This window comes from Pleionea sediminis, assembly GCF_007570825.1.
In the GTDB taxonomy this organism is placed as follows: domain Bacteria; phylum Pseudomonadota; class Gammaproteobacteria; order Enterobacterales; family Kangiellaceae; genus Pleionea; species Pleionea sediminis.
Genome location: NZ_SUNB01000001.1, coordinates 1,548,973 through 1,574,377 on the forward strand (window position 1 = coordinate 1,548,973; position 25,405 = coordinate 1,574,377).

Annotated in this window: 4 protein-coding genes; all 4 read left to right on the forward strand. The window is 38.6% G+C overall.

Annotated features, from left to right (window positions below; genetic code table 11):
* Position 1 precedes the first annotated feature (1 nt).
* Positions 2 to 2,425: a DNA topoisomerase (ATP-hydrolyzing) subunit B gene (gyrB, locus tag FAX86_RS06310; protein ID WP_144392491.1), complete on the forward strand. Its 2,424-nt coding sequence runs from the start codon at positions 2 to 4 to the stop codon at positions 2,423 to 2,425.
* A 385-nt stretch (positions 2,426 to 2,810) separates the two neighbouring features.
* On the forward strand, positions 2,811 to 20,690 hold the full coding sequence (locus FAX86_RS06315) for a glycosyltransferase (protein WP_144392492.1): 17,880 nt from the start codon (positions 2,811 to 2,813) through the stop codon (positions 20,688 to 20,690).
* A gap of 73 nt (positions 20,691 to 20,763) precedes the next feature.
* A complete protein-coding gene (locus FAX86_RS06320) occupies positions 20,764 to 21,288 on the forward strand; it encodes a hypothetical protein (protein ID WP_144392493.1) in 525 nt (174 codons plus the stop codon).
* Positions 21,289 to 21,537: 249 nt separating this feature from the next.
* Complete coding sequence (locus FAX86_RS06325) at positions 21,538 to 25,401, forward strand: ATP-binding protein (RefSeq protein ID WP_164503482.1); 3,864 nt, start codon at positions 21,538 to 21,540, stop codon at positions 25,399 to 25,401.
* Positions 25,402 to 25,405 lie beyond the last annotated feature (4 nt).

Below are 25,405 nucleotides of genomic sequence, written 5' to 3' on the forward strand. Positions count from 1 at the left end.
TATGTCAGATAATACAGAATACGGCTCTTCAAGTATTAAAGTTCTCAAAGGACTCGATGCTGTTAGAAAGCGTCCTGGAATGTATATCGGAGACACTGATGATGGAACTGGTCTTCATCACATGGTGTTTGAAGTAGTCGATAATTCTATCGATGAAGCATTAGCGGGTCACTGTAATGACATACGAGTTACCATTCATACGGACAATTCAATTACTGTGTCCGATGACGGACGTGGAATTCCTGTCGACATTCACGAAGAAGAGGGGGTTTCCGCAGCTCAAGTTATTATGACTGTGTTGCATGCCGGCGGTAAATTCGACGACAATTCCTACAAAGTTTCTGGTGGGCTACATGGTGTTGGTGTTTCTGTAGTTAATGCGCTTTCCGAAGAACTGAAACTTACAATTCGACGACAAGGCAATGTTTACGAACAAAAATATGTTCTTGGAGAACCCCAGTCTGACCTTAAAGTTGTTGGGGAAACAGAACAAACGGGTACAGAGCTTCGATTTAAGCCCAGTGAAGAAATATTCACAAACATCGAATTCCACTACGACATTCTTGCTAAACGTCTACGAGAGCTTTCATTTCTAAATTCTGGCGTTTCCATATTTTTGAAAGATGAGCGTTCTGGGAAAGAAGACCATTTCAAGTATGATGGTGGTACAAAAGCCTTTGTTGAATACCTAAATCAAAATAAAACTGCCATTCATAACAATGTATTTCACTTTATGACTCAACGTGAAGAAGACGATATAGGCGTAGAAGTCTCAATGCAATGGAATGATGGTTATCAAGAAAATATATATTGCTTTACCAATAACATTCCTCAGAGAGACGGTGGAACTCATTTAGCCGGTTTTCGAGCCGCTCTAACTCGAACATTAAATTCCTTTATCGAGAAAGAAGGGCTTAATAAAGGCAAAGTAAACACGGCTGGAGACGATGCGAGAGAAGGCCTAACAGCTGTAATATCAGTAAAAGTTCCAGATCCAAAATTCTCCTCACAAACGAAAGACAAGCTGGTTTCCTCAGAAGTAAAAAGTGCTGTCGAGCAAGCAATGGGTGAAAAACTCTCAGACTATCTGCTAGAAAACCCTAGCGAAGCAAAAATGATTGTTAATAAAATGGTCGAAGCTGCTCGAGCGAGAGAGGCCGCACGTAAAGCTCGAGAAATGACAAGACGTAAAGGTGCTCTTGATATCGCTGGTTTGCCTGGCAAATTAGCCGACTGCCAAGAGAAAGACCCAGCTCTTTCTGAACTGTATATAGTGGAGGGTGATTCTGCGGGAGGGTCCGCCAAACAGGGTAGGAACCGTAAGAATCAAGCCATTTTACCGCTTAAAGGTAAAATCCTTAATGTAGAAAAAGCTCGTTTCGACAAAATGCTTTCATCTGCTGAAGTTGGTACCTTAATTACCGCATTGGGTTGCGGAATTGGGCGGGATGAATTTGATGCGGCGAAAGTTCGATACCATCGCATAATTATCATGACCGATGCTGATGTGGACGGTGCTCATATTCGTACTCTGTTACTAACCTTCTTCTATCGTCAAATGCCTGAATTTATAGAAAATGGGTACATTTACATTGCTCAACCTCCTCTTTACAAAATAAAGAAAGGAAAGCAAGAAACTTATCTTAAAGATGATCCAGCATTAGAAGTTTACCTAACAAATTTGGCTTTAACTGACGCATCGCTTCATGTCAATCAAGATGCTCCAGCCATCCAAGGTGCAGCGCTTGAAGAATTGGTTAATCAATATCGTGAGGTTGAAAAGTTAATAAATCGACTTGCTCAACTTTATCCGTCAGCGGTAATGAAGAACTTAATTTACTTGCCTGAATTAACAGATGAAGATTTGAAAGATAAAGAAAAAGTACAAGTTTGGTGCGATTCTTTACTTAATTCAATTAATAAAGACAAAACTGCAGGCGCAGTTAGATATGAAGTTACCATTAAAGAAAATACTGAACGACATATTTATGTCCCTATCGTTAATGTAATCCACCATGGTTTAGAGCATCCCTATACCTTTGATCATGAATTCTTTGGTTCTAACGATTATGCAAAATTAATTGCAATCGGAAAGAAGTTAATCGGTCTTATTGAACCTGGCGCGTTTGTTAAACGTGGTGAGCGCCAACATGAAGTTGATAATTTTGAAGATGCTATTAACTGGTTAATGCAACAATCTCGCCGTGGATTAGCGGTTCAACGTTACAAAGGTCTAGGTGAGATGAATCCAGACCAACTTTGGGAAACAACAATGGATCCTGAAACTCGCCGGATGCTTCGCGTTACTATTGAAGATGCAGTTGCTGCTGATCAACTATTCACTTGTTTGATGGGTGATCATGTAGAGCCGCGTAGAGAGTTTATCGAAACGAACGCTTTGGCGGTAGCTAATCTAGACGTTTGATATATCATCTTGAGCTCTCATCTTTAGTATGAGAGTTCTGTTTTCTCTTGTATTTATATTACCTTTTTTCATAAACAAACATAAAGCATCCAAAAAAACCACTCATAAGATAGTAAGTACTCACAAAGTTACTTTATCCTAATCATTTTCGTTTCGATTTTCAAATGGGCGTATTAAATTTGGAGATTTAAAGATTAAAATCCTCACAATATTCACAATCTCTTTTCCTGATATAATATAGCTATACATATACATAATAAATATAATTTCTGGATATTAGCAGGTCCTTTTTAAGATTCTTATCAAACCGAATTTTAAACCCTCCCTAAGAGCCCGTTAATCAGATCATTCTTAAAATAAACTTTCATTTGTTTGTGGAGGCTTCATGCCGTCTATTATTTCCGGTCAACAACTTGGTTTGTTGCATTCGTCTCTTAATAACTTAGGTGTTCAAAATGGCGATCCAGCCTTAGGCCAAAATCAGGGACAAGTTCATATTAATGCTGCTTCGGGTAACTTGGTGTTGCAACATCAAGATATGATCCAAGTTGGTTTAGGCACGGATATAAACCTATTAAGAACGTACAACAGTTTGGGACGTTTTCAACAAAACGATGCCTTTAAATACAACTGGGAAAAGCGTATCGAAGGTACGCAAAATGATCGCAATGTAGTGGTTTATCATGGTGACGGTTCTTATTCAGTTTTTCGCAAAAGTCATGAAGACTCTCATGGTAAGCATTTTGTTTCAACCGATGGTGATGGTGCACACGAAACTTTAACTTACGCCAACCGGCAATGGACCATGACTGATGGGTCTACTCAAACCGAATACGTCTTTGGTAATCGCTCTGCTTCTAACCGAAAACTCATAGCAATACTTGATAAAGAAGGTTCTCGAACTGATATCGAATACACCAATTGGGGTGATATTCAGTCAATTCAAAACAGTGGCGGTCAACGAGTCGAGTTTGATTATCAAGGTAATGGCAACAGACGCATGTTAGCGAACGTAATGTCATTTACTAATGGAACATTACAGAACGCTACACATTACGAATACGATGACTTAAAGCGAATGACCAAAGTCATTATCGATTTGGATACGAGTAACGCACGCCTTGATGATAATGGTGACGGCATTTTAAATGACCAAAGCGATGCTATTTACATTACCGAATTTCACTATTATCAGCCGGGCGAAAAAATCGGTGGTGTTCGCGTTCATCAACACGATGATCTTATCAAATCGATGCGCCAATCCGACGGCACTTTATTATCGGTTCATTACGTAGCCAGTAACGATGGTTGGCGCGTTAAGTCGACTCAAATAGGAGAAGGCGACGACAAGCAAGTCATGCATTTTGATTACCACGAGCGTCGCACCGATGTCACTCAAGTGCTCGATCTTAATTACATTGCAGCAGACGATAATGATTTAGTTTCGGGACAAAATGTCGGTCAAGGCATTACGACATCGTATATTTATGATGATAAAGAACGTTTGTACCGTGTTATTTCGCCTGCCGATGAAAATGGCCAACGATTAGTCACCAGTTATCACTACGATGAAGACGATAACGTTCGCTCGGTAACTGATGGCCGTAATCAAACGACCTACATGACTTACGATGATAATGGCAATGTGCTAAGTAGAATGGATGCCTCGGGCAATACCGAAACCTATGCTTACGATCAACACAATCAATTAATTCGTTCGACAGTTTACCGAACGGCCGATCCTGACGGATTAGGCCCAAATGCACCCTCCGAACCCAATACTTCACGCTTTATTTATGACGAAAAACATCGAGTGCGTTTTTCGATCGATGGTGAAGGCCGAGTGACTGAAACGCGTTATGCCGATAACGAAGTCACACCGGGAAAGCACAGTGATTATATTTACAGTAGTAATGCATTCGACGTGTCAGCCTTAGATGAAAATTCTGATCTTACACTCGCTCAACTCGAAAGTTGGGTCAATGGTTTAAGTGATTATTCGGGCGTGCAGAGAATTGATCGCTATTTCGATTTCCGCGATCAAATTAGCCAGATAATTTCTTTCTCTCATACCGATGCAGTTACTGGTGAAGGTAGTGGTCATGCAACATTGCAACGGTATATCTATGATGATAGTGGGCGCTTACTTAGCTCGTTTGACCTTGCTAACACCGTTAATTGGGATGAAAGCAGCGATGAGTTAAAACACACCATTATTAGTGGCGCCTGGCCAAGTGGTTTGGAGTTTCAAGAAGTCAGGTACGCCTACGATGGTATGGGACGATTATTAGTAACCACTGATGCCGAGCATAACTCGACACAATACTTTTACGGTGTTGGTGAAGAATTACAACGTGGCACCATTGCTGTGACACATGCTGATGGTTTACGAGTATTAACCGTGACTAACTCTGCTGGTGAAATTGTTCAACGCTTAGAGCAGTCGCAAGCAAACAGCCATTACACGACACTCAGTGAAACTCGATATTTCTATGATGAGCTTGGCCGACAAATTGGCGTTTTGGATCCAACCGGTGTACTCAGTCAAACCATTTTCGACGATGTGGGACGAGTAATTGCATCAATTGACGGAACTGGTGCGCTCATTGAATATAAGTACAACGAAAATAATCTAATCGTTGAACAAATTGAATACAGTGACTTCTTAAACGCTGAGCAAATACAAAACTTAATCGTTAAAGACGCTGATGGAAATATCGTTGATGTTAATCACCCGGAAAAGCAAACTCAGTGGGATGATTTACTGACTGACTTGCGTCCTACCGTAAATGCGCAAACGGATCGACACCAATTCTATTTTTACGATGCATCTGATCGACTGACTTATACGGTCGATCCTGAAGGCGGAATTACCAAAAATATTTACGATGGTGCCGGGCAACTCATTAATGAAATTGCGTTCAAAGATAAACAAGGTGTTGCAGCCGTCCGTGAACTACTGAATCCAGAATTAGAATTGCAAGGCAGTTCTACGGTTATATCCGTTCCTAACGAAGTTGATGCCGCCGCGGTAGAAACTTCTCAACTTATCGATGGTCGCTATGTAAGTGTGTGGGAGCAAGGCGGAAAAATTTATGCGCAAATGTTTACCGCAGATGGAAACAATCAAGGCGACGCTATTCTTGTTCATGATGATGATAATGGCTGGGAACCTGCAAGCGACCCTGTGGTAACTCATCTTGCTGATGGTGGATTTGCTGTTTTTTGGGAATCGCCCGATAGTTACGAGTGGGATCCAAAACCTAGATTAGAATGGCAACGATTCTATGCTGATGGCTCCAAAAAACGTCACAATAATTACATCACAGGATTTCCATTCTATGAAGAAGGTCGCTTACCATCCGTTGCAACATTAGAAGATGGTTCGGTGGTCGTGGTTCAACAAATGTATCGTCGTCAAAGTAATTTCGACCGCTTTGGTTGGGATGTTCATGCGGTGAGACTCGATTGGGACAGCGAAACGAATGAACTCGGAACGATAAGCCCCAACTTGACTTATGGTATTGTCAGCTTTGATGAAGGCCACGAAACCAAAGTGGATGTATCAGCACTTGATAATGGTGGCTTTGTCATGACTTGGCAAGCAACCGATGGTGATGAAACAGGCATTAAAGGAAAGCGCTTTTATAAAGATGGTATCGATAATGAAACTTTCATCGATGATGATTTCTTTATTAATCAAGACACTTACGGTGTTCAAAGCGACTCATCTGTTATTCAGCTAAAAGGCGGAGAGTTTTTTAGTGTTTGGCAGTCAGTCAATGAAAGTGGTGAGTCCGTTATTAAGGCGAGACGCTATGGCGCCGATCGATTTGAAACATTTAATGAATATACGCTTGCTGTCGACGAAGGCTTAACACAGGAATCGTTACCCAAAGTTACTGAATTTGATGATGGAAGCTTAATCGTCGTTTGGCAATCACAGGTTGATGGTGAAACCTCCATTCGAGTTCAACACTTAGATGCCCAGGGCTTAAAGCGTCATGACACCTTTACGATTACCGACACGGATACAACATTAACCGATATTACGATCGAATCATTATTTGGCAATCGTGCAGTAATCAACTGGACGGCGATCAATGCCGAAGGGCATCAAGTTTCGAAGCAGCAGTTACTAGGTTTACCCAAAGATCCGGTCATCGCGGAAGATTGGCTCTCATCAGGAAATCGAATAAATCACTATTTGTACGATGACAGTGGGCTGTTAACAGCATTTGTTGATACCGAGCATTATTTAACGGTTTCAGAGTACGATACAGCCGGTCAGTTAATACAAACAATACAATTTGCTAATCCAATCAGTGATGACTATTTTGATAATGAGTTATTAACCACAGAAGACTTATCGGTCATCGCACCAATGTCGTCTGAAGACGATCGCATCGATCGTTTCTATTACAACAATAATGGACAACAAGTCGGCCATCTTGATGCCGACGGTTATTTGTCTCTTACCACTTATAACGGAATTGGCGAAATCAAGTCGGTTGAACGTTATGCCGATCAAATCGCAGAAGCTTCCCGAACAGAGACTTTGGAAAACCTATTATTAATGATAGATCAAACCAAAGTTCGAACTTCAGAATTTACTTACACAGCTCGAAAACAATTAAAACAATCGACGAGTGAAGATGGATTGGTTACGCAATACCAATACGATTCGCGCGGTCGAGTAATAATTACTAAAAGCTTTGACAAACACATTCAAGATGACTCAAATTTAATTCGAGAGACGATTAATGAATACGATGTGCAAGGTCGCCTTATTCATCAGCAGTCGCCACTCGACTCGCGTCCGGATCAAAAAGATAACTTCTTTTACGATGCAGCAGGCCGTTTTATTCAGTCGGTCGATAGTAACGGATTATCAACGTGGAATTTCTACGATAAGATGAATCGCATTACTCATCAAATGAATGAACTGGGTGAAGTTAAGTTTTATGAGTACAACGCTTTTGGTGAAATGACAAAATCGATTGTTCCTGATGAGCGATTATCCGTTAATGCGAATGAGGCTCCAACGCACCTTTTCAAAGGCGGTTTGATCACGCAAGAAGTGAAAGAGCTATTTAATACGCTCATTACCAATAATGCGAGTATTAATGAGCAGACATTTGATCGACGTGGTCTTTTATTTACTCAAACCGATGCAGAACAAAATACGACTCACCACCGTTACAATATTTTTGGTGAAAAAATCCAACTCAGTGAACATAAAGCCGATCAGCTGTTCGCGCATCAACTTTTTGCTTATAACAAACGCAGCGAACTTATTCGGCATGTTAGTAATCACCAAGCGAGTGCGTTGGCAGATTTAGGTGAATTAACAAAAGATAGTATCGTAGACTCTACCTTGGCGACTGATCAACAATGGAGCATCACCGCTTTTGGCCAAATAAAAAATCACACGAACGGCGAAAATGAACTTCGTGAATATATTTACGATCGTCGCGGCAATGTTAAAGAACAAATCGTTAATGGCCGATTAATCAATGGCTACGATTATGATGGCTTTTCTCGTTTAACATCGAGTATTGATGGGCTCAATCGTGTTACCAACTACCTTCAAAAATTCCGTGAAGTCATAACTATTACTGCCGAAGGCAATGAAAACTCGGTGCTCAGTAATGCTTATGGTGAAGTGATTAAACGCATTGATGGAAACCTAGGTAAAACGGAATACAGCTACGACAAACAAGGCAACTTAATTTTAGTTCGTGATGCAGAAGGCGGCGAGCAGTCCTATCTTTTTGATTCTGAAAACCGATTAAAAACATCAACCGACAGCCGTGGTGTAACAACGAGATATTTTTATGATGATGCTAGTCGGCTCGAAAAAACAATCATTGATACTAATAAGACAGGTTATATTGGATTAAATATAACGCAAACTTATGTATTTAATGCTAAGGGTGAAGTTGTCTCACAAATTAATGCCAATAATGTAGAAACTACATTTGAGTACGATAAAAATAGCCGTTTAGTTCAGGAAACAGTTGATCCTAATGGTCTAGCTCTAGTTAAGCGCTACGAGTACGATGGTCTTGGTAATATAATTCGGCAAGAAGAAGGTCACAATGATGCCTCTATTACCAGTCAAGATCCTTTTATTGCAAAGAAAATAACGACCTTACAATACGACGCATTAAGTCGCCTAAAACAACAAGAAGTTATTTCTAATCATAGTAATGGTCAAGTTGTCGATCGTACGAACTTTGAATACGATAATAAAAATCAATTGCTGTCTATGACGCGCTCTGATGGTGAGTCAATTTATTATCAATATAACGATCGCGGCGATATTATAGTTCAATGGGATAGCACTGGACTTGTTAAAACAATGAGTTACGATAATAATCGTAATCTTATTAGAAAAACGATTCACCATACGCCAGCTCAATACGATCAAGCCAGTAATTTAGAAACTCCGATTGCCAATACAGAATACGATCGAACAACCTTTTACTTATACGATCAAGATAACCGATTAACGTTAACGCTAGATCCTGAAGCTGCAGTTAATAAGTTTATATACGATGCAAATAATAATCTTATTGAGACCCAAGAATTTGCAACCTTCCATAACGGTTTGCACAACTCATTAAATGCCCTTATCGATACTGGCCATACAATAGATGCATCAACCTATCAGCAAATTGTTGAACTTATAGATGCTACTAACCTAACAACATCAGACAATGATCGTCATACCATTAATTTGTATGATGGTCTTAACCGAAGTGTTCTATCTATTGATGGTGAGGGATTCTTAAAAGCGTTTGAATACGATAGCGAAGGTAATATCACTCATACCATTCAGTACGGTAGTGATATTAACTGGAGTCATTACCAAACGATTTATAACGATGGAGCCTTAAGTACAAAAGATAAAGTTAAATCAATTGTTGAAGCTATCAAAGAAGATTCAATAAAAAACAATACAAATACGATTAAAAAGGATCTGCACAACTTCTTTTATTATGATGCAGCGGGTCGATTAACTGGCTCAATAGATAGTTTAGGCTATATCGATTTGATGGAATACGATGGTGAGGGTAATCAAGAAACATCGACACGCTTATCAACATCAATGGGCGAGGAGAAATTCAATCAATGGATTGCTTCTAGTTTTATTCTTAATTCAGTCGATGATTTAATAACAGCTGCTGAAACCAATCGCACTGAAGACGATCAAAACAAAACCTATGGATATGACGCAGCGAATCGTCTCACTTCTGAAATAAATCATGAAGATAGCGTTACCCAGTGGCAATACGATTCGCTGGGCAATTTAACTCAACATATCACCGGGCAAGATGGCCTTGATCAAGCTTTCGCTTTGGCGAAAGATGCACAAAAAGTTAAGCGCACCTATGATAGTGAAGGTCGGGTTTTATCCGAAACGAGTTTTGATGTTAGAGAAGAAAATGGTCTCGATGTGGAGTACATCGCTTCAACCATCAATTATCTTTATGACGATGTTGGACGATTAATAGAGAAAAATAATAACGGTGACAGAACACTTTATTTCTATGAATCGGGTAGTAATCGTTTAACACACGAAGTTTCCCTTATTAAAGTTGATGACAACGGTAATCCAACCACAAATAATAATTCATCTAATTTATATCTTGGAGAGGTAACCGAGTGGACCTACAGTATTTTTGGAGAGCAAAAGACTGAAACTCGTTATGTCAATCGAATTGATGTTTCTGACTTAACCGGTGGCTTAAATAGCGCATTACAAAATAATCGAATAATTGCTTCAGACAACGATACAACCATTGTTAAAACATTTAACAACAATGGTTATCAGATATCGAGCAAAGATGCAGAAAACCAGACTGTGAACTCGGTATACAATGCTTTTGGTGAAGTGAGCCAATTTATTGCGCAACGACCACAAAGTGAAATTGAGAGTAATCCATCGTTATCCGCGACAACAACAGCCGTTTACGAATACGATAAGCGTGGTCTACAACGTCATCGATTATTTGATGCATCGCTAAATAATCAATCTCAATGGATTGCTAAAGTTAAAACAAGCCAAGTCTACGATGCATTTGGGCGTAGTGTTAATACCATTGATGGTAATGGCAATGTTAGTACAACGACTTACGATGCTTTAGGTCGCGTGACCGATGTCACCGATCCGTTAGGACGAAAGAAAACTACGGAGTTTGATGCCTTTAATCGAGTGATTAAAGAACACGACGGTCTCGGCAATACTACCGAGTTTGTTTTTAACGATGATGCAAGAACTCAAACAGTTAAATTTGCCGATGGTTCTGAGATGACATCTTTTTCTAACCGACAGGGTGAGACGGTTAAAGTCATCGATAATAATGGAGCAACTCATGTTTATGAATACGATCGTCGTGGTAATTTGATTAAAGAAACGAATGCGCTTGGAACAGAAGTTGAACGTGTTATTGAAAATGAGTTTGATTCACGAAACCTAATTATTTCGTCCACAAAAGATGGTTATGACACGACTTTTGAATACGACTCAGCGCGACGCCTCATTCGCGAAACTATTGATGCAAGTGGTGAAGCCTTTGTAACGACAACATCATTTGATGCGAAAGGTAATGAAATACGCCGTACTGACTCGGATGGAACGACGACACTATTGAGTTATGACAAAAATAACCGATTAACTTGGACGGTAATCGATCCGGATGGCGCCGGTGAAAGGAAAGCACAGTTTACTCACTTATCATACGATGCTCAGGGCAATAAAGCGAAAGAGGAAACGGGCTATCTTAATCAAGCCTCCATCTCAGAAATAAACCGAGATACGATTAATAGCCTTAAAGTTGTTGTACTTACTAAAGAGACACAGTTTGACTCGCTAAATCGACGAGTGGCGGAAATCATTGACCAACAAGTTGTCGCTTCTTATGTTTACGATAAAAACGATAATGTAACTCAAATTATTGATTCTACTGGCGCTACAACTTATCAGTTCTATGATGAAGCGAATCAATTAGTTGCTAAATTGTCGCCAACCGGCAGTGTCTCTCGTTTTTGGTATGATGCACAAGGCAACAATGTTGCCCAAGTCGATTACTATCAACCATTAACGGGAGAAAAATCACTACAAAATATTTTACAAACCTATAGCTCGGTAGCTGCAAAAGACGCTGTAACCTTTACTGCGTTTAATGAGCGCAATAACGTTGAGTTTGTTATAGATGGTCAGGGATTTGTTGAGCAGTGGATTTACAGTGATAATCAAAAAGTAACACAAACTGTTCGATACGCAGAAAACCTTAACTTAGATGTTAATCATTTACTCGGTTATTCAGATAACACTGATTTTCTGGTTAATCGTGTAATGGATACAGCTCCACTCGAAGCAAAGTTGGAAGAGTTAACTTTTGATCAAACAAAAGACCATATTAAATATAAAGTTTATAACGAACGTGATTTGCTTGAATTTGAGATTGATGGTCAAGGATTTGTTAAGCGCCACAGTTATGGTTTGAACGATGCTCTAGAAAAAACCACTCGTTTAACTTTACCTCTAGAATTTAATGGTGAAGCTTCGATTGAAAAAGTTCGTGAAGACTGGACGACAACTGAAGCATTGGCGCAAGAGCGTTCAGGAGTTATTTTCTACGATGCGAAAGGTCGTGTTCGGTTTGAAATTTCAGCGTATGACGATCTTGGAAATCCATTTATTACTGAACACCAATATTCGGTGAGCTCTGTGAATCTAAGTTCGGCAAGCTTGATTGTTACTAAGAATAGCTTTTCTGATGCTATTGATTTGGGTAATGACTGGCAGTCGCTATCAACTCAAGCCTTCGCATCTCGCGTTTCTGTAAACTCAAGTACACAAAGCCTTTCTGCGAGCCAGACGCAAGAACAACATTTGGATCAGTTAGGTAATGTTGTGCATGATATTCGGTTCTTACTGAATGACTCGGGTGACAGAGTTGCTGCACAAGTGAATGTGAATAACTATAACGCTCAAGGTTATCTAGAAGAGACTTATGTCCAACGATTTAATTTAGACGTGGACGGTAAAGTCGACTTTAACTCTCCGGTAGGGGCGAAATATCAACATTCTATAATGACTTATGATAACCAAGGACGAGTTGAGCAAAAATTTACTTCCACAACAACAGACACCTCGGGCAGCGTTTTTGTTTCGGATGCTTCTGTTTATGAAGAAGATCAAAATGCCAATATCGTTGAATTATACGGTTTCTTTACCGCTTATGAGTACGATGAGTTTGATAATATTATCAAAGAAACCGTTCAATTAACGGAAACTAAATATCTTGACGGTATGCCGGCACAGGGGCGTCGCCGGATTACGGATTACGAATACGACGCGAATCGTCAAGTTGTACTAATGACGGTGACAGAGCAGTTCATTGATCAAAATGGTACCTTAACGAATAGTATTCTTAAGAAAGAATCGTATACCTACGATGCCTTTGGCAATGAAGAGACGGTTACTGTCTATATTGATCCAAATAATAATTCATCGTTAACGTCTGTGACACATATGACGTACGATACTAATCAACGGTTGATAAGTAAAACAGAAGCGTATGGTACTGATTTAGCGGCTACTACGAAACATTACTATCATGCAGCGCATGGTCCACAACGTGATCCAATATTAGATCAAGAACCCTTAGCTTCACTTTGGCAGCCTGGTTACCGTTTACAGTCAATAGAGAATGCAAAAGGACAAACAACTTACCAAGTAACTAATCAGCGCGGGCTCGTTATTGCTAATGTTGATTCTGAAGGTGCCGTCACACGGACTGAATATGATGCGTTTGGCAATATTACATTGGCCGTTGATGCAGAAGGTAACGAGTCGCGTTTTTATTATGACAATCAAAATCAGCTGCGTTTTTCGATAGAGCCAAATAAAGTTGTGACTGAATATCGATACAACAGTGATGACTTATTGGAACTAACTATTGTTTATGCTCAGCCTTTAACGAGTGATTTAAATAATAAATCTTTCACGCAAGTTAAAACTTTAATAGAAAATAATTTACAAGGTAATTCTTCCAATCAAATAACTTATCAAGAATATAACAGTTTGGGTCAGATGACGGTTAAAGTTCTTAACTATGACTCCACGGTAAGCTTGGATGCGCAAGTTAAGCAGACCTACACTTACAATGCGCTTGGTCAACAAGTATCTATGACGGATTCGCGCGGACATCAAACTTACTACTTGTTCGATGCAGCCGGCCGTGAAGTGGGTGTGATTCAACCCGTTGATAGTAGCGAGAGTCCTTACAAAACTATTAAAGATTACGATTCATTTAATCGTCAAACTCAGATCGGTGAAGTAGGCGAACTAGCTGCTGAAGCGAAATTTCTGGATTCTTTAGGTAGACAATACGTATCTATCAATAACTTAATGTTAGGACTATCAGGAAGTTCGAATAACTTAAGATCAGAATCGATAGATGTTAATCAATTAAGGATTGATTCACTCGGTATTCAAAGAGAGTTCGATGGTCGAGGGAACCTAATAGCAGAAAAGACGCCGCTCGGGCATACAAAATACTTTTTCTACAATGCACTGAATCAACAGGTAGCAACTATTGATGGTGAAGGCTACGTTACATTAATGGAGCGAGATTCACTAGGTAATGTGACGAAAGAGCGAACTGTCAATACGCAGTTCACTGCAGTCTCTTCACAATTACGAGAATCGTTATTTGATAAATCATCAATGAGCGATTTGGTGTCTACGTTTGGTTTCACTAATGTTAGTGATTATCGAGAATTTTATTCTGTATACGATGCAAATCAACGCGTCATAGAAACAAGTTCAGCTCATACAATTACAAATTATTCGTTTGAAAATGGAAAAGAAGCACAAAACAATGCGAGAACCTTTGTTTATGATAGTTTAGGCAATGTGATTCGACGCACCGATGCCTTGGGTAATGATATTCGTTACTTTTTTAATAGTAATAATCAATTAGCATTGGTTGTTACTGCTGAAGGATTAGCCACTGCTTTTGAGTACGATGCTTTTGGTAACCAAACACGTTTGGTTAAATTGGCAACACCAATATCGGCAACGTTAACCGATGAATCACGGTTAAATGATATTGCGCTGAGTTATAGCAGCAATGATCAATCAACACGTTGGGTTTTTGATAATCTAAATCGACAAACTATGAAAGTGGTCGAAAATTATCATTACGACGATCGTTCAAATACCAATATCAATAGAAGCGCTAATGCTATTCAAATTACGCATTACGACTATAAAGAAGACATTGATGGTGATTTGCGCGATTCGGGTATGAATATGGTAACTCAAACGACAGTTGCTGCGTATAAAGTGACAGACTCGAAAGGCACTTCATTCGATTGGACAACCGAGAAAGTTAAACGAGAGAGTTCTTTAGAAATAAATACAATAGAATATGATGCTCTGGGAAGAAAAATACTCGTAACTTCTAATTCTCATAACGGTTTCACTAGTGTCAATGGTTGGGCAACCGGAAAAATACAGCAGTCTACTAAATTCAAGTACAACTACTTTAATCAAATAACGAAAGAGCAAAAACTCGATACAGATGGTTCGGCAGTTCTTACTCAGTCCTATGATTATATCGGATCACGACTGGACGAAAGTTATGGTTACCAAAAGAATATCGCTTATGAATACGATAAAGACGGTAATATTTCTCGAGAAGTTGATTTCGGAAAAATGGCTGATTCAACTTTCAGTTATTATGATAATGGATTATTAAAAGACAAAGTAACCTATCAAATAAATTCAGTTTCTAACGGTATAGCCTCACGTGGATCAGAGCTGAAAAAGCAGCGTATGGCATACAATGCGTTTAATGAAGTAACCGAGGTTTATGGCAACGGGGTGCTTGTTGAGCAGAGTATTTACGACAATGCCGGCCGAATGATTCGTTCAAATCAAGGCGATGGAGTTTATCGACTGTATGGTTATGATTCCGCCGATAACAAAACACTTGAAATTCAAATTAAGGAAAATAGTAAATGGTCATCTATCAATGACTTAAATGACCTTTATGCAGCGCTGGATAGTAACTCGATTAATTTTGAATCAATAAAAGCCACTTTATTTGCCTATGATCAAGACAATCGATTAATCGATGTGAAGGAAGTGAAAAAGTCACTAACTTCATCCAATAGTAATTGGAAATCCATTTTAGAAAATGCTTCGACATCGACTCAAACAAAAATTAATCAACAGTACGATAGTTTTGGTAACGTCATATCGAGAACCGATGCGAATGGGAACACGACTGAGTGGACTTTTAATGCATTAAATGAAGTTTTAACAGAAAAGAAAGCTAGCTTTCTCAATGTCGATGAAAAAATAGTTAGTTCTCCGACAACTCATTATTATTACGATGGTCAGGGCCGACAAGTCGCGATGCGCGATGCCCGTAATAATTTAACGCAGAAAACTTGGGCTCTTGATAAAGTTATACAAGTTGATAATGCTGATGGTTCAAAATTTATTTATCGATACGATGCATTGGGTGAATTGCGAGAAGAGATCAAACAGCGAAAAGCCGAAAACGATCATGAAGCAGGAATTGTTGATTTTAGACGCCAATATGTTCGTGATTATAGCAAGTCTAGCGAAAAAATAACCAACTATAATTTTACAGTTGATGAAGGACAGTTTATACAGGGTCGTACTAAAGTAAACTCTTGGTATATCGATAAAAATAATCATCAGCAACAAAATACCACGAGTATTCTTTCACGGTCGGGTAATTGGTTGCGAAGTGAAACAACGTCTTTTATTGCTCATCGACTATCGGGAGATACTGGCTTATTGTCAGCGGGTACTCACACTTTGCAGAGTTATCAAAGACTTGATGCATTAGGTCGAGTTGCGACCGCTCGAAAATTTGATGGTAGCGTTACTACTAATGGATACAGTTACTATCAAGGAGGCTTTAAAAAATTAAGTACTCTTAGTAACCCTGGTGGTGGAATTTCTTATAGAGCAGAGTGGACTGATTATCATGATCGTATGGTCAAGAAAGGCTTACTATCCGATACATCAAGCACGCCAAATAAAATTGTCATTAAATATAATGGATTTGGAATAGTTGACAGTAAACTTGGCGGAGGAACGGATATCGAATACCAGTACGACCGTTACGGCCGCAAAACAAAAATGCTAAATCGAACTCTTAAAGCGGTGACAGATTATGAATACGATAAGAATGGTAACTTAACAAAGGAAACAATAAAGCAAACGAGTTCATCATCGAACACACGTGTTCAAGAGTACCAATACAATAGTCAAAATTGGATTAAACGTATCATAGTGGATGATGATACTGTCGATAATAACGTATCTACTAAAGCGGAATATAACTTTGATGCGATGGGCAATAGAGTTAGCATCAATGATCGTAAGTATATTTATGATGGAATGAACCGTATGGAGCGAGTCGGTAATACTGATATCAAATACGATGCACGTGGTCTCAGATTATCCGAAACGACAGATTCTAAAAACTTAAGTTATCTTTATACCTATGATGGACAATTAGACAAAGTTTATCAAAGTGGTCAGTTGTTGGTTGATCATGATTACAATGCATTAGGTAAAAATACATTCACACGAACTAACGATGGCGATAATGAGAAAATAAAGACACTCTCATATGATATCTATGGTCGAATTATTCATGAAGATCATGATGTTAGGAAAGGAGACGAATACGATAAACGCGTTGGTATGCAATACGATGACCAGGGAAATATCGATCGAGTTGTCACTCGAACAGTACTTGGCGATGGCGATGTTGATACCTATACACAAACTACATTGTTTGAAATTAAAGGGGATTCTTGGCAAAAAACTCTTGTTCGTATGCGAGGAAGTACTAATCGAGAACGAATTAATAATTCCGAATGGAATGACGGAATTTCAAAGTTTGAGTATGCGACTGATGGTTCTTTAACTAAGGTTACAAAACACGATGTCAGTCGTGGTGCTAGTACAGGTGGACAACGACAGGAAACATTGAGATACACCTATGATGTCAATGGTCAAATAATCGATCGTTATTCAAAGACTGAAAATACCGAATTAGCAGATAAAGAAAAGTGGAACGATGTTTTTAACGCTATTGAAGAAGAACATGATACAAAAGAGACAGGTAAAGACAATGCTTATAACCATTGGCAAGAGGTTAAAAACAATGATGAATCAACTGAAGAAGAAATAAAAGCCGCTAAAGACGCTTATGACTTTGCTTTACAGCAATACAAAGTTGCATTAGATAACTTTAATGAAGCAAAAGCTGCAAAAAATGGTGACTTTGAGAAGCGCGTTAAAGCGCTTAGAGGCGATGCTTATACACCACCGGCTAAATTCTTTTACTTTAAAAGTGAGCAAGTTGGAAAAATAGATTTAACATCGAATAAGGCAACTTTCGATTTAACTTATCGTCCTACCGAGCAGAGCGTACTAAGTTACTATCGAAAAGTGACCTCGGGTGAATCCCTAAGAACCATTGCAGAACAAACTTATGGCGATGCAAGTTTATGGTACGTTATTGCAAATGCGAATGGCTTAGAATCAGAATCTGTTTCTGCAGGTCGTGAAGTTTTAATTCCCCAATTAAACGATAATCAATCGAATAAATTCGACTCGTTTAAACCATACGATGCCAATGAAGCAATTGGCAATACCGATCCTTACTTGCCCTCTGCACCTCCTCCAGAAAAATCGTGTAAAGACATCGTCATCATGATTACCGCGGTGATTGCTGCCGTAATTGTTGCTGCACTGATTACTTTTGCAACAGCTGGTGTTGCAACTGCCGCTGGTGCAGCTGCAGGGGCTGCAGTTGGAACAGGTATCGCTGGTACCGTTGCTACTGTTGCCACAACGGTAGTGGTTGGATCCGTAATTGCTGCAGGAGTCGGTGCTATAGCAAGTTCTATTTCCCAGGGCATTATGATTGCTGGTGGAGTTCAGGAAAAGTTCGACCTGGACGAACTTGCCAAGTCAGCCATCATGGGCGCAGCCGGCGGATTTTTATCGAGTGGTTTTACGCTAGCTGCTCAAACAGCCAAATTTGCTAAGGTAGCAGCGGCGGCTTCGCGTATGGGCACTCAAGTCGCTAAAGCCGCCAAACTTGGATCAACTGCCGTAAAAATAGCCTCAAAGTCCATTGGTGTTGCCAATAACTTTGCGAGAGGAGCTGCAGTAGGTGCCTTTAGCGCAACAGCAGGAGAAGCATATGATGCCGCCCGAGGTGGAAATCGTCGCTTTGATGCCGACATGGTGTTGTATGGAGCAATTCAAGGCGGTGTTGGTGAAGCGGGCGGTGGAATAGCAGGAAAGCTCGCGGTTAGAAACAAATCTATTAACTTTAAAGGAGTAAGCGTATCAGCAAAAATTCAAGCGGGAGCAACCGCTGGAGTAGCAGCAATTGGTTCAGCTTATATTGCAGAAGGTGTTAGATCGGCCGTATACGGTAAAAAATTCGATGCATTAAATGCAACCCTCGATGCTATTGGTGGAGGTGTCGCTGCAGCACGAGCGTTTTCTCGCGAAAGTGGTACAGGTTACAAGTCTGTTACCAATGGATTCAATCGAATAGCTAAAGGTTTTTACAACTATGCTAAGCATGGTCGCAAAAATGTAGTGACCAGTTTTGGTGGCAACGTAAATGATGCCGTAAGAAATTTATCTCGTGAAATAGGTGTTAAAGCAGTTAAGCCGAGTGAGTTAGGCAAGTTTAATGGATCCATTTCTCGCTTGGTGATTACCGATCATGGTGGATTTGATTTAAACAAAGGTGAATTTACAGTAGGTGGTAGAACAGCAAAAGAGTTGGCGGCTGACATAGCATTTGCCATGAAGCCTGACATGGCGAATTCAGGTGGAAATCGCATCGGTACGTTAAGTCTTGCGAGTTGCAGTGCGGGTAGCCACAATTTAAAAGGAAGCACATTTGCTAATGATCTTTATGGCGCTTTAAGTAAAAAAGGAATTCAAGTTAACAGAATTAATGCGCGTACCAATGAGTTATCGGTGCTTGCCGATAGCCGGAAGGTAATGACTGATGCACAAAACAATAAAGTTTTTCACGCCGATAAAGTCATAGTTACCAGTGCCAATAAAGGCGATAACTCAGTATTGTCGAGAAAAGCTAAAATAGTAGCTAATGATGATCAGTACAATATTAGTCAAGCGTTAGGTGACCCCGATGTAAAAGCACTTGTTAATCGTGAGTTTTTGAAAGAAAAGATTACAGAGAAAATTAGACTCGTGACAAACAATGAAGCATTTAATGCTTGGAGTGGAAGTGAAATTCCTCGTAATATTCATCGTTTTTGGGCTGGAGGAAAACTAAGTGATACTGCTATGAGAAGCCTACTAAGAACAGCAGAAGCATCAAAAGCTAATCCAGAAAATACGTGGAATAACATATTATGGACATCTAAGAAAGTAAATAATACTGTGGATTATGGTTCAGAAGCCGCGCCAAAAGGTTTAAGTTGGTTAACAACCAGTAAAAGCGAAATGGGTAAAGTTAGGGATAAACAATTTGCTGAACTCAAAGCAGCTGGATATGAAATTCGAAATGCTGATGATCTAAAGAATAATATTGACGGATTTAACGAGACAATTAAAAATATGTCTTTAGTCGCTGCGAAAGCGGCTAAAGAAAATCAGTGGGTACAGGTTAAAGAATATTCTGACTTTGTTAGGTTGGCCGCTCTAAAGCAGGATGGAGGATTATACGCAGATATAGATATGGGACTGGAAAGAGTTGATTTAGGGAGTTTAACTTTACGACACAATCATGATGATATACCTCTAACAGGCACATTAATTCGTGATGAGAGAGGGGAAACTAGAATGATCGAAGCAATAAATTCATTTAGAGCTTATAATAATGAAAACTTGCCATTTTCTAGAAATTTACGAAGCGATATAGATAATGCCAATTATATGATCGAAGGAGCAATTACCGGTTCAAGCATGTTCAATGCTCAAATAGCCACAAGGCCTCAGAATCCAAGCATTGATCGTGGTATTAGTAAAATGATAGAACTCTCTGAACAAGGATCAAACACAGTCACAGGAATGGTAGCTATGTCAAATGTTGTTAGCCCCACAGGGAATTTTGATATCGATTCACAATATACAGTCCCACCATATTTGTTAGACATAGAGCACCTAACTGCCGATAGTAGAGTTACAGATGAGTAAGTAGATAAGTGAGAAGCCTGTGTTTTATTTATATCAGGCTTCTTAAATTTTTTACCAGATTCTTTGAAACAGTATGTCAGTATTAATAACAGAAATTCCGAGAGTAAGTTTGTTACAGAATTATGTGGTAAATAACAACTACGTTGATTGTTTATCTATCGTGGTTGACGGAGATTACAGTTGCAAAGAGTTTGTAAGAGCCTTTTATACAAGCTGGTTTTTCAAACTAGAACGCCTATTTATCACATTTACGGTTTTAAAACCTTCCACTGACAAACAGTTAGAGCAATTACTAAAGGGAGAGAGACAAAAATTTTCGGCTTGGTCAGTCGAAAAAAACACTGATGACCAATGGATAATGTGCGATTTTTTATCAAAAACTCGCTCCTGGTTTATGGTTACTCCTTTAAAGACAGATACAGGAATTAAGACTCAACTCTATTTCGGTACGGTCATAGTTGCTTCTGCTAAAGATAAAAGTGGAAAATCAAAACTCACCTTATTTTTTAAACTGTTATTGATTTTCCACAAATGGTATGCCGCTCGTTTATTAAAAGCCGCGCAGTTGAATCTAACAAGAAATTCGAGAAAGCCGTAATCCCTTGTTCAAGAAAGAGCGCCTATTATTAATAGTCGATTGAATAAGTGCTTACGTTTCACTTCTAGTAATAATTCATCCAGTAGGATAAAACATCGGGTCTATGCCATACTATTCAGACCAAAAGAATCCATCTTATAGCTTATGTTTCGATATCTATTGTTACTTTGCCTGTTAATAAGCCTCAACGCAGAGTCTGTCTTTATTAGTAAGGTTCAAGACAGCTATGGGCTTGGACGCGTTAGGGCAATGGTTCAAGATGAAAATGGTGTTTTATGGCTTAGTAACTATCAAGGGCTTTATTATTACAACGGCACTGAACTCAATAAAGCTAAGAGTAGCGATGAATTTATCCATAGTCGCTATATCTATGATATGGAATATCAAGAAGGTGGCTACATTTGGATTTATGGTAAAGGGGTAAGGCGATATTCCATTTCATCGGGAGAGACTGACATAATAGTTGGTGATGATGAGTTTGTTTCAACTCCGTCATTTGTCGATTCAAGAGGGAACGTATGGTTTAACTTTAAAAATAGAACGCTTTATCGAACTAATAGTTCTCTTGAGGTAAAAGAAGTTAAAACAAATATCCAAGATGAGTGTCAGCGACCCTTAGAAAATTATATTGCCGGTATATTAGAAGATAAAGAAGGTAAGATTCATTTTATTTATTGTGGAGGAATATTTAGTTTCGACTACAAAACCGAGCGAGTCTCATTAGTTAGCGATTTAAACTTCCGTGACTCAAATATTAATAGATCCGACCTTCTTTGGCTTTCATTATCTGACGGTTTATATGCACACACTTCAAATCAAGTTTATACATTAAACTTACAAGAAAATACATTATCGACAGTCGAATGTAACCTGCCCAATATTGAAAATGCTATCGCCAAAATTCATCCGCTAAAGGATAAAACAATATTCATAGCATCGGGAAATGGCTTTTATTTATGCGATATAGAGTCCAACCAGAGCCAATTTTTTGATACGAACAATTCCCAATTATATAGCGATAGCGTTTTTTCCATACTACAGACAATGGATAATACTATCTGGATTGGCACTGGTACTGGACTCAATAAACTACAGCCCGAAGACATAAACTTTCAGTTTGTACCATTATCGACGGAACAAACGAGTTCTGATCACGCGTATCATATCAGTACTTTTAATGAAGAAATTTGGATTGGTGGAGGAAAGGGGCTTTATATTTTCAATGAGCGGGGTGATTTTCTAAAACACTATGAGTTTTTTCATGGTAGTAGTGCCTATATTCATAAAGCATCAATTCATAAAATTGTCGAGTTTGACAAGAACTCAGTCTTACTCAGTACGGAGACGGGACATTTTGTAATTGATAAATCGACGAAAAAAATCATTTCTGACAGTAAGCAGTCTGATTGGCCATTGCCCAAGTATAGTAATCCTTTTATCTCATCAACAAGAAATGAAAATACGATCTGGTTAGGGAGCTATGAATTTCTTGCATCTTATAATGTAGAGAATCAACAGTATGATTTACTCTCGGAAAAGTTTCCGAAAGCTTTTGAAAACCTTTCAGTTCGCGATGTATCTTATATAAACAAACAGCTCTTTATGGCGTCTCGTAAGGGAATCTTTCGTTTCGATAAAGATGGAATGTATGATTATCAGATCCCTTTTGAAGTTAGAGGAATTCTTAAAGGCCCAAAGTCGAATTCCTTATATTTCTACTCTGATAATCTTTATGAGTTAGATATTGAAACAGGAAACTATGATCTATTGACTTATCAGGATATTGAGCTTAAACCGGTCAGCTTAGAGTTGGATAAAAATGACACTCTTTGGGTAGCAACAGAACAGCAACTTTTTTCAGTTAAAAATGATCAAGTTTCTAAAGTAACCCCTGCGTTTAAATCTGCGGGTTATATTTTAAAAGCTTCCCACATGGATGAGAATAAAAATATCTTTTTTGGGACCATTAATGGCTTTGTAAAAATAAATCAGCATCATCCTAAAGTGCGACAGTTTGAACCAAAGGTAATATTAACAAGCGTAAATATAGACTCACCCATAGGCAATGTTCCGGTGAACTACCTATCATCCTATCAAGCAAAGTCAACTAAATTACAATTACCCTCTAATAACCGAAATTTATCTTTCAAAGTTTCAGCAATTGATTACAACAACAGTGAAAATATACGGTACCAATATCGAGTGAAAAATTTAATTGATAAATGGCGTCAAATAGATAGCGATAATCGAGTAATCCAATTAAATGAAATACCGAATGGTAATTACCTACTTGAACTTAAATCAACTAATGGTGCTAGAGTTTGGAATAAACAATCGATTACTATCGCAATAGAAGCGCTACCTAAATGGTGGGAAACAATGTGGTTTAAGGTTTCTTTACTTGTATTAGGTATCTACTTTTTATATCTACTGCAGAAATGGCGCAATCGTTCACTTATTGCAAAGCAAAAACAACTGGAAGAAACCGTTAATTTGCGTACTGCGGAATTAACCGAAAGAAATCAACAAGTAGAAGATTTATTGGAAACAAAAGATCGATTTATAGCCAATATTACTCATGAGTTTAAAACGCCGCTCACTTTAATTCTCGGTCCGATAGAGAACTTAAAGAATTCGATTAAAACGAATAATAACGAATTATCAATAATTCAAAGAAATGCACTACGTTTGCTTCGCTTGGTTGAGCACTTATTAGATTTCTCGAAAACTCATCACTCAGAAGAAAAAGTACAAGATGTTAATGGCTTAATGGAGCTTATCACTGAGCCATTTAAAACATTGGCTGCGTCAAAAGGTTTGTCGCTTTCGTATTCTAAATGTTCGAATGTGATTGAATTGCAAATGTCTGAAGAATCTTTTGAAAAAGTCATTTCCAATCTTATATCAAACGCAATTAAATATAATAAGAAAAATGGTACGATTGATATCGAATGTCGGTATCAAGACGACCAATTGATCATTTCAGTTTCCGATACAGGAATGGGTATTAATGAGAGAGATAAGGACGCTATATTCGAGCGATTTAATCGCATTTCACAAAGTCAATTTGAAAAAGTGTCTGGTGCAGGTATTGGCTTATCGCTTGTTAAACATCTAGTAGAGCAATCGGATGGTTCTATTACCGTTGAGAGTACTGTCGGAGAAGGTTCTACCTTTAAGATTACATTACCAGCAAATATAAATTCCGCTGAGAATATAAAAGAAGTACAGGTAAACGAACAGTTACTACAGATAGAGTTAGAAAACTCGCTTTCTATCGGTGACAAAAGTCTTAAGGATGATGAAGAAGTAGATCATAAAACTCAAGTTTTAATCGTTGAGGACAATAAGGATCTTTGCGCTCATATTGCTCAGTCACTCGGACCAAATTATCAAGTATCCTTTGCATTTAATGGGAAAGAAGGGTTAATTAAAGCCAGTAAGAATATACCGGATATTATTATTAGTGATGTCATGATGCCTGAAATGGACGGCTACGAGTTCTGCAGAACAATAAAGAATAATGATGAAACCAGCCATATCCCAATTATTTTGTTAACGGCTTTGAGTGATAGTGACTCCCGAATAAAAGGATTTGAGAATCTCGCTGATGAATTTTTAACAAAGCCTTTCAATAAACATGAGTTAGTTTCTAGGGTAGAAAATATTCTAGCAATACGACGTATACTTCAAACCCGTTTGGGTAACGATATAATTTATCAAACAAAAGAAAAGCTTTCTGGACCTGAGACTAATCAAGATAAGGCAAACAAGGTACAATCTGATAAAGAGCAATTGTTTATTAGTAAAATAGAAACGATTGTTGAACGACATTACACAGAAGAAAGTTTTAGCGCGAAGAACCTATATTCTGAAACTGCTATGAGTGAGCGACAATTACAAAGGAAGCTCAAAGCTATATCGGGCTTAACGCCAGCAGAATTTATACGCGCATATCGCCTTAAAAAATCTACCGAGCTTCTTATTCAGGGTCAACCGGTCGGTCAGGTTTTTGAACAAGTAGGTTTTTCATCACCTACTTATTTTTCGAATTGTTTTAAAGCTCAATACAATATGACACCGTCAGAGTATAAAAACTCTCAAGATGTTTAATATC

Bases quoted from the DNA above. Each gene is read 5' to 3' on its own strand.
- gyrB (WP_144392491.1), top strand. From the start codon at position 2: ATGTCAGATAATACAGAATACGGCTCTTCAAGTATTAAAGTTCTCAAA.
- FAX86_RS06315 (WP_144392492.1), top strand. From the start codon at position 2,811: ATGCCGTCTATTATTTCCGGTCAACAACTTGGTTTGTTGCATTCGTCT.
- FAX86_RS06320 (WP_144392493.1), top strand. From the start codon at position 20,764: ATGTCAGTATTAATAACAGAAATTCCGAGAGTAAGTTTGTTACAGAAT.
- FAX86_RS06325 (WP_164503482.1), top strand. From the start codon at position 21,538: ATGGTTCAAGATGAAAATGGTGTTTTATGGCTTAGTAACTATCAAGGG.